General features: G+C 32.4%; 17 protein-coding genes and 1 pseudogene. 1 reads left to right on the top strand and 17 read right to left on the bottom strand.

Annotation, left to right across the window (positions count from 1 at the left end):
• Positions 1 to 158: 158 nt before the first annotated feature.
• Complete coding sequence (locus DN389_RS11990; RefSeq protein ID WP_149237175.1) at positions 159 to 650, bottom strand: SMI1/KNR4 family protein; 492 nt, start codon at positions 648 to 650, stop codon at positions 159 to 161.
• A 356-nt stretch (positions 651 to 1,006) separates the two neighbouring features.
• On the opposite strand from DN389_RS11990, the gene DN389_RS11985 reads away from it, so the two are divergent.
• Entirely contained in the window at positions 1,007 to 1,213 is a 207-nt protein-coding gene (locus tag DN389_RS11985) for a hypothetical protein (protein WP_149237174.1), read from the top strand.
• A 124-nt stretch (positions 1,214 to 1,337) separates the two neighbouring features.
• Here the strand turns inward: DN389_RS11985 and DN389_RS11980 are convergent, their stop codons facing one another.
• From DN389_RS11980 to DN389_RS11895, 16 genes and pseudogenes are all read right to left on the bottom strand, one after another.
• Complete coding sequence (locus tag DN389_RS11980) at positions 1,338 to 1,682, bottom strand: DUF2185 domain-containing protein (RefSeq protein ID WP_149237173.1); 345 nt, start codon at positions 1,680 to 1,682, stop codon at positions 1,338 to 1,340.
• A 317-nt stretch (positions 1,683 to 1,999) separates the two neighbouring features.
• A complete protein-coding gene (locus DN389_RS11970; protein ID WP_080349639.1) occupies positions 2,000 to 2,455 on the bottom strand; it encodes an SMI1/KNR4 family protein in 456 nt (151 codons plus the stop codon).
• A 465-nt stretch (positions 2,456 to 2,920) separates the two neighbouring features.
• The gene (locus DN389_RS11965) at positions 2,921 to 3,325 is read right to left on the bottom strand and encodes an immunity 22 family protein (RefSeq protein ID WP_097994342.1); all 405 of its coding nucleotides are present in this window, start codon (positions 3,323 to 3,325) and stop codon (positions 2,921 to 2,923) included.
• A gap of 295 nt (positions 3,326 to 3,620) precedes the next feature.
• A pseudogene (locus tag DN389_RS11955) lies at positions 3,621 to 3,821 on the bottom strand (PoNe immunity protein domain-containing protein); the annotation flags it as partial.
• A gap of 130 nt (positions 3,822 to 3,951) precedes the next feature.
• The gene (gene imm48 / locus DN389_RS11950) at positions 3,952 to 4,353 is read right to left on the bottom strand and encodes an Imm48 family immunity protein (RefSeq protein WP_098296146.1); all 402 of its coding nucleotides are present in this window, start codon (positions 4,351 to 4,353) and stop codon (positions 3,952 to 3,954) included.
• A gap of 16 nt (positions 4,354 to 4,369) precedes the next feature.
• On the bottom strand, positions 4,370 to 4,846 hold the full coding sequence (locus tag DN389_RS11945) for a hypothetical protein (RefSeq protein WP_016134982.1): 477 nt from the start codon (positions 4,844 to 4,846) through the stop codon (positions 4,370 to 4,372).
• Between the two features lie 13 nt (positions 4,847 to 4,859).
• On the bottom strand, positions 4,860 to 5,537 hold the full coding sequence (locus DN389_RS28645; RefSeq protein ID WP_149237172.1) for a type IV secretion protein Rhs: 678 nt from the start codon (positions 5,535 to 5,537) through the stop codon (positions 4,860 to 4,862).
• A gap of 72 nt (positions 5,538 to 5,609) precedes the next feature.
• Positions 5,610 to 5,801 (bottom strand): hypothetical protein, encoded by a 192-nt coding sequence (locus tag DN389_RS28755; RefSeq protein WP_079998551.1) that lies wholly within the window; start codon positions 5,799 to 5,801, stop codon positions 5,610 to 5,612.
• 137 nt (positions 5,802 to 5,938) lie between these two features.
• Complete coding sequence (locus DN389_RS11930) at positions 5,939 to 6,448, bottom strand: ankyrin repeat domain-containing protein (RefSeq protein WP_098190669.1); 510 nt, start codon at positions 6,446 to 6,448, stop codon at positions 5,939 to 5,941.
• Between the two features lie 22 nt (positions 6,449 to 6,470).
• Positions 6,471 to 7,184 carry an AHH domain-containing protein gene (locus tag DN389_RS28750; protein WP_149237171.1) on the bottom strand — a complete coding sequence of 238 codons (714 nt, stop codon included), beginning with the start codon at positions 7,182 to 7,184 and terminating at the stop codon, positions 6,471 to 6,473.
• 238 nt (positions 7,185 to 7,422) lie between these two features.
• Entirely contained in the window at positions 7,423 to 8,127 is a 705-nt protein-coding gene (locus tag DN389_RS11920; protein ID WP_098096483.1) for an SMI1/KNR4 family protein, read from the bottom strand.
• Between the two features lie 3 nt (positions 8,128 to 8,130).
• The gene (locus DN389_RS11915) at positions 8,131 to 9,840 is read right to left on the bottom strand and encodes a hypothetical protein (protein WP_098190671.1); all 1,710 of its coding nucleotides are present in this window, start codon (positions 9,838 to 9,840) and stop codon (positions 8,131 to 8,133) included.
• A gap of 32 nt (positions 9,841 to 9,872) precedes the next feature.
• Positions 9,873 to 10,199: a hypothetical protein gene (locus tag DN389_RS11910; protein WP_060487704.1), complete on the bottom strand. Its 327-nt coding sequence runs from the start codon at positions 10,197 to 10,199 to the stop codon at positions 9,873 to 9,875.
• Positions 10,199 to 10,918, bottom strand: coding sequence for a DUF5081 family protein (locus DN389_RS11905; protein ID WP_060487705.1), 720 nt, complete (start codon positions 10,916 to 10,918; stop codon positions 10,199 to 10,201). The genes DN389_RS11910 and DN389_RS11905 overlap by 1 nt, the downstream gene beginning before the upstream one ends.
• A gap of 22 nt (positions 10,919 to 10,940) precedes the next feature.
• A complete protein-coding gene (locus DN389_RS11900; RefSeq protein ID WP_000014540.1) occupies positions 10,941 to 11,246 on the bottom strand; it encodes a WXG100 family type VII secretion target in 306 nt (101 codons plus the stop codon).
• A gap of 26 nt (positions 11,247 to 11,272) precedes the next feature.
• Positions 11,273 to 11,695 (bottom strand): hypothetical protein, encoded by a 423-nt coding sequence (locus tag DN389_RS11895; RefSeq protein WP_048544630.1) that lies wholly within the window; start codon positions 11,693 to 11,695, stop codon positions 11,273 to 11,275.
• Positions 11,696 to 11,765: the final 70 nt, after the last annotated feature.

Genomic DNA, 11,765 nt, shown 5'->3' with positions numbered 1-11,765 from the left:
AAAATGTCATCTCGCCAAAGCTCGTACCTCTTTTTCTATTCTATCATTACACATAATACTCCATGATGGTACAACCATCATGGAGTATATAGTTCAAATATCCTATTATTTTTTTATCCACTTCACATAAACTTTATTTTTCATTCATCATTATATTTTTAATCATGTAATTCACTTAAAAAATCAGTAAATGTATCTGCAATGTAAAATATATTTTCTCTTGCTAGTTCTTCTACTTGTGCTTCTGTTAAACCTTCTTGATGCATTAACATTTCTTTCTCGCCAGCATTCTCATGTTCCCAAAAAACTACAATTGGGTTTTCTGTATTATTTTTATAATCTAAACAAATTAAATTTCCAGCTGGATCAATTGCAATAGGGAATACATTTTGCGGAAGCGTAAGCTTGTATATTTCATACTTTTTAACAATGTACTCACTACTTTCCTCATCAAAACTAAATAAACTGCCAAAGCAACGCTCTACATTGCCTACATTAAATTCTTCTGGTAATACACTCGCACCTCCATTTATTTTTACACACTCAATATAATCTTGAGGTAACTGGAAGCCTAATTGTAATCCAATTTCTTTAATCTTAGTTTCTGATACTTCTGCATCAGCATATTCCCACTCTAAATCTTTTCTCATCTCATACCCTCTCCCCATCATTTATTTCCACCAATATGGTTAACTGCCCCATGAATATCTTCTAATACTAATTACATCTTTCCAGGAACCTGATGATGGCGCCAAGTAACCTCCTTTATTCTAGCTCTTCCCTTTTCAATCTGATCAAGCTATTGTGGAGTAAAAAGTTCTCTTTGCACTTTACCTTTTTCAATTTCCTCTTTTCATATCCTTGTACACTTTTTAAACTGTATATCATCTGGCTTAATATATAAACTTTTATCTAGTCTCATTGTAATCTTAGAATATTAAGCGGACAAACTATAATATCAATGGTATTGCCGATGAAATTAATATTATTGAGGATTTACGAGCGAATGTCGGTTTTTGTTGAAAAAATACGATTGAAAAAGGCGAGCTTTTTATTTAGATTGATTCGAGTGCATGTTGGAAGTGGTAATGAATACTTTAGAGCATTTACAGAACTTCTTTACAAGCAACGAATCGAACGAGACATGAGAAAAGCTATCCTTGAAGTTCGTAAAAACAAAGAAACCATTAACTTAAACGAAGATGATAAATAAATCTTGTCATGAAATGACACTATAAAAAAAAGTCAACAGACCATTTCGTTCTCCTAACGTCGCTGTTGACTTTTCTTATTGGAAATGTATTTTTGTTAGTGATCAAGGAACTCACAAAATAGCATCAATTTCCTTTTACAATTTGACCAATATCTTTCTCATCTTCACTTATCAAATCATAAAACCCTACATGAACACCTTCTTTATACAACCAACATAGGTCTGTTCCATAGGGAGCATCAAAAATTTCTAACATAACTGGGGCTATTTCTAATACAGAGTTTGCTCCTAAAACTTGAAAATTACTAGAATCACTTACATATTCATCATTATCTTCTGAAGAGTAAATAGTCCACCCATTTAATTGAGGAACTTCTGATTTTTCTCTAAATGTATAACGTATTGGTTTTCCGGCTACAACATTCTTAGAAACAATAAAACCTCCATAGTCAGAATTATTAACTTTCATATTCACACTCCTCCATAAGAGTTAATAAATCATTTCTCAAAGAATACTCTTTGGTATAATCCACACCTTTTGCTCTTCTAATTTCAATTATATAATATTAACAATTTATTTTCTTTTATTAATATATACCGCGCATTATTCATTAAGTTTAAATACATTTATGAAAAAAGCACTTGTTGTCCAAAATAACAATTAAGTGCTTTAATTTCATATGTTTTATAAGTAACATCAATCCATCACTATTCTTTTTTTTCAATAGTCCAACTAAAGCTAGTTAATTTGGATATTTTACATATTTACTCGCTAATAATGCAATTCTATTTTTCAGAAAGTTCATTAACAAATTCTGTGAAACTAGAAGCTATTTTTCTAATAAATTTTGGTTCTAATTCTCCTTCATCATCTATATGGTATGTATGGCAGTGATAAACACTACCTATATCGCTACCATGGATTGATATGCATATAATGTTATCAGCCGGGTCTTTCCCTATCGGAATAAATTTAGAGGGTAATTTATTCCCCTTGATATAATAATTTAAAGAATTTTGCAGATTATTTTCTGTTTCCTCTGATAGTGGAAAGAATATCATAATTGATGACGTAACCACATCATCTTTCGTACTAAATCTCCTTCTATTAGATTTACCACCATTATCCTTTAATAAAAAACTCTTATAATCATCTGGTAATTTTAATCCATTATTTTTTTCAAAACTCTCTATATCTTCTATTTTAATTTGTTTAAAAGTATATTCAAAACTAAGATTCATAATTCATCAACCTCCAACTCATTCATTTTCATATATAGTCGGTATAAATGCCTCATTCCATGGTACCTTAAATGAGTTATTAAATCCATGCCATACTTCTATAGATTGTTCAAAATATTTTAACATCTCTTCCTTCATCTTAGTTCACTTTTATAAAATAACCTGCCATAAATCTATTATTTTTTTAGGGACTATATTTTTATACTTTTCAATGAGTTCACTCGGAACTTTATTATGTAATTTAAAATATTTTAAATATTGCTCCATTTAAACTCCCTATTTAATGTGTTAACTTTACTTTAAGGAAATCTTTATTTTCTTCCAAAAAACTTCACTCCTTATCATATAACTTTTATATTTCCTTTAGGATATTCTCTAGTCCATCCACATGGAATATAACCATAAATATCATATAAAATTTGACCTTTCATATTTTATAAAAGTTGTCCTTCACTAAATCACAAACTATTCATCCCATTCCTCATATACAACTGACCCCATATAAATTAAATTTCCACTTTTAAATTTAACTTCATCTATATCTCCATCGTACTCAAAATCATATAATCTAATAACAGAATCATAGATTTCTGGCAATTCTTCCCCGTAATGTTCCACAAATTGTGATAAAATTTCCGTTTCGTAAGAGGAACCACTTAAAAGGGTAGTCAACGATGTAGTGGAGTCCTCTATCAAGGTGCTCTCTAATAAATCTTGGTTATAATCAATAAAATCAAGATTAAAGTCTCTCATGAATTTAGATTGAGTTCTATCCCCAACTTCATCAAACTTAATCTCAACATATTCTTTTAGGCTTTGCTTAGTTCTAAAATTACCTATCCATAAAGACATTACGCCTGGATTTTCCATAATGAATCCCCCTATATACAAATTATAGTAACATCAATTATCTTAAGCCTTCAGGTAATGAATTTATTCCATCTTCCAATCTATAATGTGCTCAATTTTTTAATCTTCTTTTAAATGTACTATAATCTAGAGAACTATCAATAATTTTTAACAACTCATTATGTGCTGTAGTAGAACCTATATCACCATGTTTACCTATTGGATTAACAAAATGAACTTTTTTCACCCTTAATAAAACGATTAAATGGACAAAAAAATCCACAGTGTAAAAGTTTATCACTGCGGATTCTTACATTTATTTTTCTTGGTAATGCACCATATCATAAGGGTAGTACGAAGTATCTTTCAAAGTTGAGTCATCTAATTTTAAAATTTTTACGATTGCTCCACTTTCAAAACTCCAGTAACCACTATAAATGTCATTTTTATTTTCATGTGCATCGTACCCTGTTTCCGAATAAGTTCTCAAGAAACTTTCACTATAATAATTGGCTTTGAATTATCTCGACCGCTTTCTAGTTTAACATGCCCATCACTTGCTTTAGCCATTTCACTTTATTCTTTAAAAATCTTTCTCCTTCGCTCATAGAATCTAGTGAAATAGCACATACTATCTTAATTCTAATTTAAGTTGCTGTTTTAACAACTTCAATAATATCATGAAAATCTCGTGATAATTCTTCATTTCTACCATCTTTATACATGAAATATCCTTCCAATCCTCTATGAATAATAGCAAACATAGTAGGATGGAAATTTTTATCTGTGGAATTAATAAGAAACTGGCTAAATTGAACAGCAGACTCTAAAGAATAATTTAGTTTTTCGTTTAAAATCTGAATCATAGCACCTTGTATGTCAACAGGTTTAATATTTTTTTCGTGTCCTAATCCATTAAACATTCCAAAAAGGTATGCACCTAAGATTTGCTTTTCTTGTTCATCATTGATGTCTATTTTAAAAACCTTATATATGGTAGTATTTATAACATTCATACATTCATTAAGGAAATCTTTATTTTCTTCCAAAAAACTTCACTCCTTATCATATAACTTTTATATTTCCTTTAGGATATTCTCCAGTCCACCCACATGGAATATAACCATTTATATATATTTCGTATAAACAATTATAAAATTCAGACTCGCATACTAAAGAATAACTTTTATATAGTGCGATATTCATTATATCAAATAAAATTTGACTTTTCATGTTTTCTAAAAGTTGTCCTTCACTAATCAGAACAGACAATTTTTCATCAACAATAGGAATAATTTCCTTCTTTATATCCATCGCTAAATTATTCCAATTTTTATTATACATTTCTTTATAATTCTTTGATAAATGTGAAGTAACATCTCCTATTTTATCTAAACAAAGGTTCTCCCACTTTAATTGATTAATACTTTTACTAGCCAATTTTAAAGTTGGTACTATCTCAAAATCAATTTCTAATTTTCTAGTGTGTGATAAAAAATCAATTCTACATAAAGACTTCACGACTTCATTTTCTAATCTCACTTTACTTCCTCCATCAAGGTTTTGGTTTTGGTTTTGGTTTTGGTTTTGGTTTTGGTTTTGGTTTTGGTTTTGGTTTTGGTAAATTAATTCTCCCCGGTATTCTAGGTACGAAATCATCAGCCAAAAGACCAGCATTTATTTGTTGCTTGATCGCTTCTGAAACTGCTTTGTTTACTTGTGCTTCTGATAACCCTGCATTAATTAAAGAATCTCTCAATGCATTGTTATAGTCTGTTAAATTAGGCTTAAGCCCTGCTAGATCTCCATTTTTCCTGTAAATATTCCAAAAATCTTCTAAACTTTTATGAGCATTGTAATGGGGGCTATCTATATCTTTAAATATATTTCCTTCCAATTTTACAGAAAGTCCGTCATTTGTTGGAATATAGTCTCTAAAAGCAGCATCTTGATTCAAATGATGTGCTTGACCTGAAATTTCTTTATTTTTCCTCAGATTTTTGTATGAATCAATTAAGATATCATCGAATTCATTAGCCCCACTGGCTCCCTTACCAATATTACCCGTACCCTTAACCCCACCACTCTCCAAATTCGAGATCCTACTCTGAATACTCGCCTTTGAGGCATCATGGGCTTCTTGGAATTTCCCGCTATAGTTCGTTCCAGATCTAACGACACTTCCATCTGGCAGTATTTCTACACCTTTAACGAATGGGGTTACGGAGTCCACACCTTTTGCTAATGTATTTCCAATTATATAATACCAGTAATTTGGGTTAGCCTTAATTCACAAAAATAATTTTTATAAATTTATAGCATGCTTATCTATTAAAAAAGCACTCATTGCCTTTAGTCGACAATCAAGTGCTTTAAGTTCATGTATTTTTAAATAGCATAAATTTGTAAGTTTTGTAGTAACAGTTTGACACCTTTTATATGTGGTAACAACTACTACGTTAAAACTTACGAGTTTGTACGAGTTCGTTAGTTTAATATACAATCCATGTGTTTATATTCGCCACCAAGTAAAATGTCATCTTACCTAAGCTCATACTTCGTTTTCTATTCTATCATTGCACGTAATACTCTATGATGGTACAACCATCATAGAGTATTTACTTTTTTAACAGTTTATTTTTTTTCATCCATCTTCTGCTTTAAATATTCAGCAATTTCAGTTTGCCCAAATTCTCTAGCATATTCATATGCATCCAAATTCTTAATACTCTCTCCAGTATATCTAATTGAAATATCTATTCCTTTTTCAACTAGAAACTCAACTACTTCTTTATGCCCACCATAAATTGCTCCAAATAATGGATTTCTTTTCGCTAAGCTCACATCTAATTCTGCGCCGGTCTCTATTAAATACTTTACTATCTCCAAATGCCCCTCTCCTGCTGCTAAATTTAATGCAGAAGCATCAAATGTACCACCTTTAGCATCAATATCTATACCTTTATTAATTAGATACTCAACTATTTCAAGGTGTCCTTTCTTGGCAGCTACATGTAACCACGTGCCAAATGAAGTCATTGTGTTTAAAATTTCATTATCATCACCTATTAATTGTTTTACTTCATTAGTATCCCCCAATTTAATTGCATTCCTTATTACTTTGTTTACAATTTTTTTATCCAAAACATATCCTCCTTAAATTCAATTATCTTCTGCTAGCTAATTCACCTAATTCTTCAAGAGCTTCAACGATATCGTCAAGCTCACCACCCTCAAATTCAACAGCCCTTAATCGAGTTACGACATTCTCCAAAGCATCAAAACTATGTTGTCCTATTACAGCATTTGGTGCCCAAACAAGGTTTTCTTTACCAATTATTGGATCTATTCCATACCTTCTTAATATTTCTTGACCTTCTCGAACCAGTTCTTGTTGCTTCTGACGAAGGCCTTTTTTAAATAAAATATGATGTGCATGTGGTTTTATCATAGCAGCAGGTGGGTCACCTATAAGTCCTCTAAGGTACTTACCAAAATCAATTTTAATTAATGCTTCATTATATTCTTTAGTAATGCCTAAATCAGACATCTTTTTACTAATCTCAGACAGCTCATCTACACTAAAAGTATTATTTTGAATAGCATTTTTTAGTTTATTCATCTTAGCGGCATCGACATTCCCATTCACAATTATATCATCAAGATAATCACTTACGGTTTTACCCGTACCCTTAACCCCACCACTCTCCAAATTCGAGATCCTACTCTGAATACTCGCCTTTGAGGCATCATGGGCTTCTTGGAATTTCTCGCTATAGTTCGTTCCAGATCTAACGACACTTCCATCTGGTAGTATTTCTACACCTTTAACGAATGGGGTTACGGAGTCCGCAACTTTTGCTAGTTTAATTTCAATTATATAATACTAGTAATTTCTTTTTTCCCTAATTCATAAAAATAATTTTTATACATTCAAAGCATACCTATCTATAAAAAAAACACTTGTTGCCTTTAGTCGACAATCAAGTGCTTTAAGTTCATCTGTTTTATAAGTAACATTAATCCGTCACTATTCTTTTTTCAATAGTCCAATCTTTATCACCAAGATCTTTGTCGTTATCGTGGACAAATACTATAATAAAAACACCTTTACCTAGTTACGCTTCAAAGCCAATTACAATCCACTCATCTACATAACTCCAAAAACTGATATTATATTTGGGCTTTAATTTTGCAGACCAAAAGGTAGCAGTGTTATCAATACAATTATTGTAATCTATAGCTACGTAACTCCCCATACCATTAGTGAAAAAGCCAAACGATGAATCTAGGTTGATTTTTATAGGCTCTTCTAAATCATCAATAATACTCCATTCAATATCCTCGTCCCCAAGATATGTTACTGATTCAAGTGGAACTAAGCCCATTGATTCACTCGCATAGTAATAAAATCCATCATGAACATTTTCATAAAAACTTCGAATTGAAGCAGGTATTTTATCCCATGCATCCTCTAATTCTATATTTTTTTGTCCCTTTTGAGGATTACACCCTTCGTAATATAATATGTCTCCTTTGGAATTTCTTATTGTGTATAAAATCGAATAAGCCCCTTCTACATTCATAATTTCAATATTTGTTAGATGCTTATTTAGGTAAGAGATTGTATTCCGTAATTCAGTCCCTACATTTTCCCTCCATATGTTCAGAAGTAAATCAATTCTCCCTTTAATATCGTCATTATAAAACAGTTCTCTCCATTCAATTGGTATCTCATTATCATTCAGTCTACTAATTTCATCGATTGTTAATATTCGAACATTTTTATTGTACCTTTTTAAATAATTAAGTTTTTGATCCATCTACTATTCATCTCCCATTTTTCTTTGTTTATTAAAGTCGTCAATTTGTTTCTGTATCTTTCTTTCAAGTTCTTTTTCTATAACCATCATTTTTTCCCTAAACTTCGGGTTAACCTCGATTTCTCCCGGTTTCCCCTTCTTATAGTGTGTCCATTCTTCAAATGATTTAGATTGCTTTGAAGTGTTTGCAGATTTACTTAATCCTGTAAAGTTTTCTGGGTTATTTAAAACTTCAAGTTTTTGGGCTTCTGTTAAATTCCCAAAGCCATCCATCCTAGCAATTCTATCCATCGAAACAATATGATCAGCTTCCAATGCACCCTTAAATGTTTTCCCAGGAATGGCTTCATCTTGGGTTACTGATTTTTTATCGTGACCCTCATTTACTTTATCTCTCAATTTCTGTGTTGGTGTCTGACTTCTTAACATATCATATTCTTCGTCTGATATTTGCCTATCACCATATCGAGGCGGTGTTCCAATATCCCCCGTACCCTTAACCCCACCACTCTCCAAATTCGAGATCTTACTCTGAATACTCGCCTTTGAGGCATCATGGGCTTCTTGGAATTTTCCGCTATAGTTCGTTCCAGATCTAACGACACTTCCATCTGGCATTATTTCTACACCTTTAGCGAATGGGGTTACGGAGTCCACACCTTTTGCCACTAGACCTTTAATGAAGTAGTCTGCATCATTAATTTTATCTACGGTTTTCCAACCTTGTATTTTTAAATTTTTTAATAGATTATTTTCCTTAAGCGATTGTACCACATTTTTACCCAAATTTGGATTAAAACCAGGCATTCCTTCTTTGAATTTTAATAATTTCGCTAAATCAGCTAATTCACTCGTGCCTTTGAATGCTTTTACTCCTTTTCCTACTGCTCCAACAACTGGGATTGCGTCTAATCCGCCAAAAATGATGTTTCCTACCCGCTCTTCTTGGCTCAATTTCCTATGTGTTCCCCAGTCTTCTCCGTCGATACCACTTTTAATTTGTACAGCTCCGTATACTACTGCGGCAGCGGCCCCGAGTGGTGGACAAAGGATTGTTGTGATGATGATTCCTACGCCTATTCCTATGTCTCGCACCATTTCTAGTTTTTTCTGTTCATCTTCTATCGATTTGTATTCAAATCCTCGTGTCGATGGGACTACTTTCTTGTATTCTTCATAATTTAGTTTTGCATCTGGATTTTGTTTTTTTAGTTCTTTGTATTCCTCTTTAAGTACGTTATCAAATGCGGGTGAATCTTTAAAAATATCTTCTACTGTTATTTTATCTTTTTTTGTTTTTATTGTTTGCGGTACACTTCCGTATCCCGCGTGCGCATCTGGTAATACTGTCGTTGTTGTAGAGCCAATTCGGTTATTTGTTTCGAAACTAAGAATAGATGTATCTCTCATTTTTTGAGCGAATTTATCCATTTCTACTAAAAAAGGTTTATCTATATGTTCAGACACCAATCGCCCTGCTTCTCCGCAATATTTTTGTAATGTCGAATAGCTCTCGAGTAATTCCCCGATTTTTTGCGATTGATCTTTTGGGTTAAAATGTATACTACCATCTGAGTCTAAATCTCGTATTCTTCCATCAATTTTTTTTAATAATTCATTTGCGCGCCGTAATTTTATGAGTGTATCTTTTGTAATTCGATTCATACCATCTCCCATGTCTTGCCATGGTTCAGGTCTATATTTCACATCCATTTCGTTTTCATCCCCCTGCCGTATGGTGATTTCTACAACTTACTTAATATTTCACGTAATTGTTCGTCCTTTTCAAGCATTTCCACGCATACATTTCCTACAACTTTCGCCGACCTCAAATAGTGTTCAGACAATTCAAGTGTTTTGTGTAATATATCAGGGTATTTTTCAATTACTCTCATCGCTTCACCTTTTTGATAAAAATCACTGCTTAATAAACTCTCAATATTCGTTCCAATAACGTCTAAATGGATTTTATATATATCTTCTAATTTCATTACTATATCAAGTAGTTCTTGAAAATTAACTAATACTTCTTCTCCACCACCAGAACCACCATCTCCCATTGATACTTGCATTATTCAATACCTCCTAACGAGAATTGTCTCGGGTCAATTAATTTTTTATACGGCATTTTTAACACGTCATACAATTTCTTATTCACCGCATAGAGGCTCACCCAGTCATATCGATTACGTTCTACATCTATTTGAACGAAATCTTCTCCTTCAGTGAAATATAAGAAACATTCCCATTTTCCTCCTCTATTACTCCGAGGCCTCGTATACGTTTCCATCGCTATAACGTCTTTATTTGATAAATCTTTTTCCTCAAATGTTTGTTGTTCTGTTTCGGTCATTCTCTTTGAGAAAAATGTATCTTCTATTTCCCTCGGTTCTCTCAATAAGAAAGGAATGCGTGTTAATAAGGAAAAATATACGTCTGGTTTTGGTATGTAGTCGATCTCGTATTTTTTATTTGGCTCTATTTCTGTTAATACAGCCACTCGGTCTTTATCCTCTTTTAAAAAGCCAATTAATACATTATTCATTCTCGTGTATTCATGACAATTTTCATATTCTTTTAATAGCTCAATCATTTGAAAAGCTGCGGGGGTAATTCCATTTTCACTTGTAAGTAAGCCTTTTTCTTTTAAACTCGCAGTTGCTTTCGTAACACATTCTTCATCAAGTAAAATAATTACGTCACGGTTTGGCAATCCAAATATATCGGTAACCCCAGCTGCACCTGCGAGAACATATAATTCAGCAGGTGCAAAAATCATTTCTTTCCCCATTCTTTTATTCCTCATTTCTCCATCACAATTTTTTTATCGCCCTTACTTCCGATATATCGCCATACGTTTGAATACTTTTCTCTAACTCTTTCAAAGCTTTCGTATGTCCTTCAAATGCCTCTACCATTTCTGAGTTATATTGAATGATTAAATCAAGATAACTTAAAAAGGCATCTCTCGTTTTTCCATTCCATTTCGCACATGTAACGTATGCTTTTAAGTTTTTCGCTTGATTTAAAGAATCTTTCATGCCGTTCTCTATGTTTTGTGCGTAAGAAATGGCACTTGCAGTGTTACTTCCTATAATTTCAACCTCTTTGCCACTCATGTTAGTTCCCTCCATTCTTTGTATACTTAATGGATAAGTTTTTCAATTTCCTTTTTCTTTTCTTCGAAAGCTCTGGTCGCTGCAGCATATGCTGACGCTTTTTCCGCTTCTGCTTTCGCTTTATATTCCAAATACTTTGCATAAGCTGTACCTATCGCAGATCCAACATCGCTTAATGCACTTTTAAAATAGGATAATACTGTATTTAAGTCTTCATCCTTTTCATGACGTTTTTGTTCAAATTCAACTGCCGGAATTTTATTAGCTTCTAAACCATTACTTTTACTCTCATAATCTCTCTTCGCTGATTCAGCCTCTTGAATGAATCGTTTTAACTCTCTTTCTTGATCTTTTAAATAATCATGTAATGTATCATACTGATCTCGTTTCCTCGCGCTTTCTGTAAAACCCGATGCATTTAAAAAAGCATTGTACAATTCATCTAACATCTTTCTCCCCCTTTAGCACAATAACTATGTAGTTAAATTCGTATATTTAAACATGAATATTCATTACATT

Source organism: Bacillus sp. AY3-1 (assembly GCF_008368785.1).
GTDB lineage: Bacteria > Bacillota > Bacilli > Bacillales > Bacillaceae_G > Bacillus_A > Bacillus_A wiedmannii.
Note: the sequence above shows the minus strand (reverse complement) of the source record. Positions and strands in the feature narration are given on the sequence as shown.

Excerpts from the sequence above, each read along its gene's own strand:
- DN389_RS11900 (WP_000014540.1), bottom strand. The coding sequence starts at position 11,246 with ATGAGTGGCAAAGAGGTTGAAATTATAGGAAGTAACACTGCAAGTGCC.
- DN389_RS11905 (WP_060487705.1), bottom strand. The coding sequence starts at position 10,918 with ATGGGGAAAGAAATGATTTTTGCACCTGCTGAATTATATGTTCTCGCA.
- DN389_RS11990 (WP_149237175.1), bottom strand. The coding sequence starts at position 650 with ATGAGAAAAGATTTAGAGTGGGAATATGCTGATGCAGAAGTATCAGAA.
- DN389_RS11910 (WP_060487704.1), bottom strand. The coding sequence starts at position 10,199 with ATGCAAGTATCAATGGGAGATGGTGGTTCTGGTGGTGGAGAAGAAGTA.
- DN389_RS11915 (WP_098190671.1), bottom strand. The coding sequence starts at position 9,840 with ATGGATGTGAAATATAGACCTGAACCATGGCAAGACATGGGAGATGGT.
- DN389_RS11970 (WP_080349639.1), bottom strand. The coding sequence starts at position 2,455 with ATGAATCTTAGTTTTGAATATACTTTTAAACAAATTAAAATAGAAGAT.
- DN389_RS11985 (WP_149237174.1), top strand. The coding sequence starts at position 1,007 with ATGTCGGTTTTTGTTGAAAAAATACGATTGAAAAAGGCGAGCTTTTTA.
- DN389_RS11895 (WP_048544630.1), bottom strand. The coding sequence starts at position 11,695 with ATGTTAGATGAATTGTACAATGCTTTTTTAAATGCATCGGGTTTTACA.
- DN389_RS11920 (WP_098096483.1), bottom strand. The coding sequence starts at position 8,127 with ATGGATCAAAAACTTAATTATTTAAAAAGGTACAATAAAAATGTTCGA.
- DN389_RS11965 (WP_097994342.1), bottom strand. The coding sequence starts at position 3,325 with ATGGAAAATCCAGGCGTAATGTCTTTATGGATAGGTAATTTTAGAACT.
- DN389_RS11980 (WP_149237173.1), bottom strand. The coding sequence starts at position 1,682 with ATGAAAGTTAATAATTCTGACTATGGAGGTTTTATTGTTTCTAAGAAT.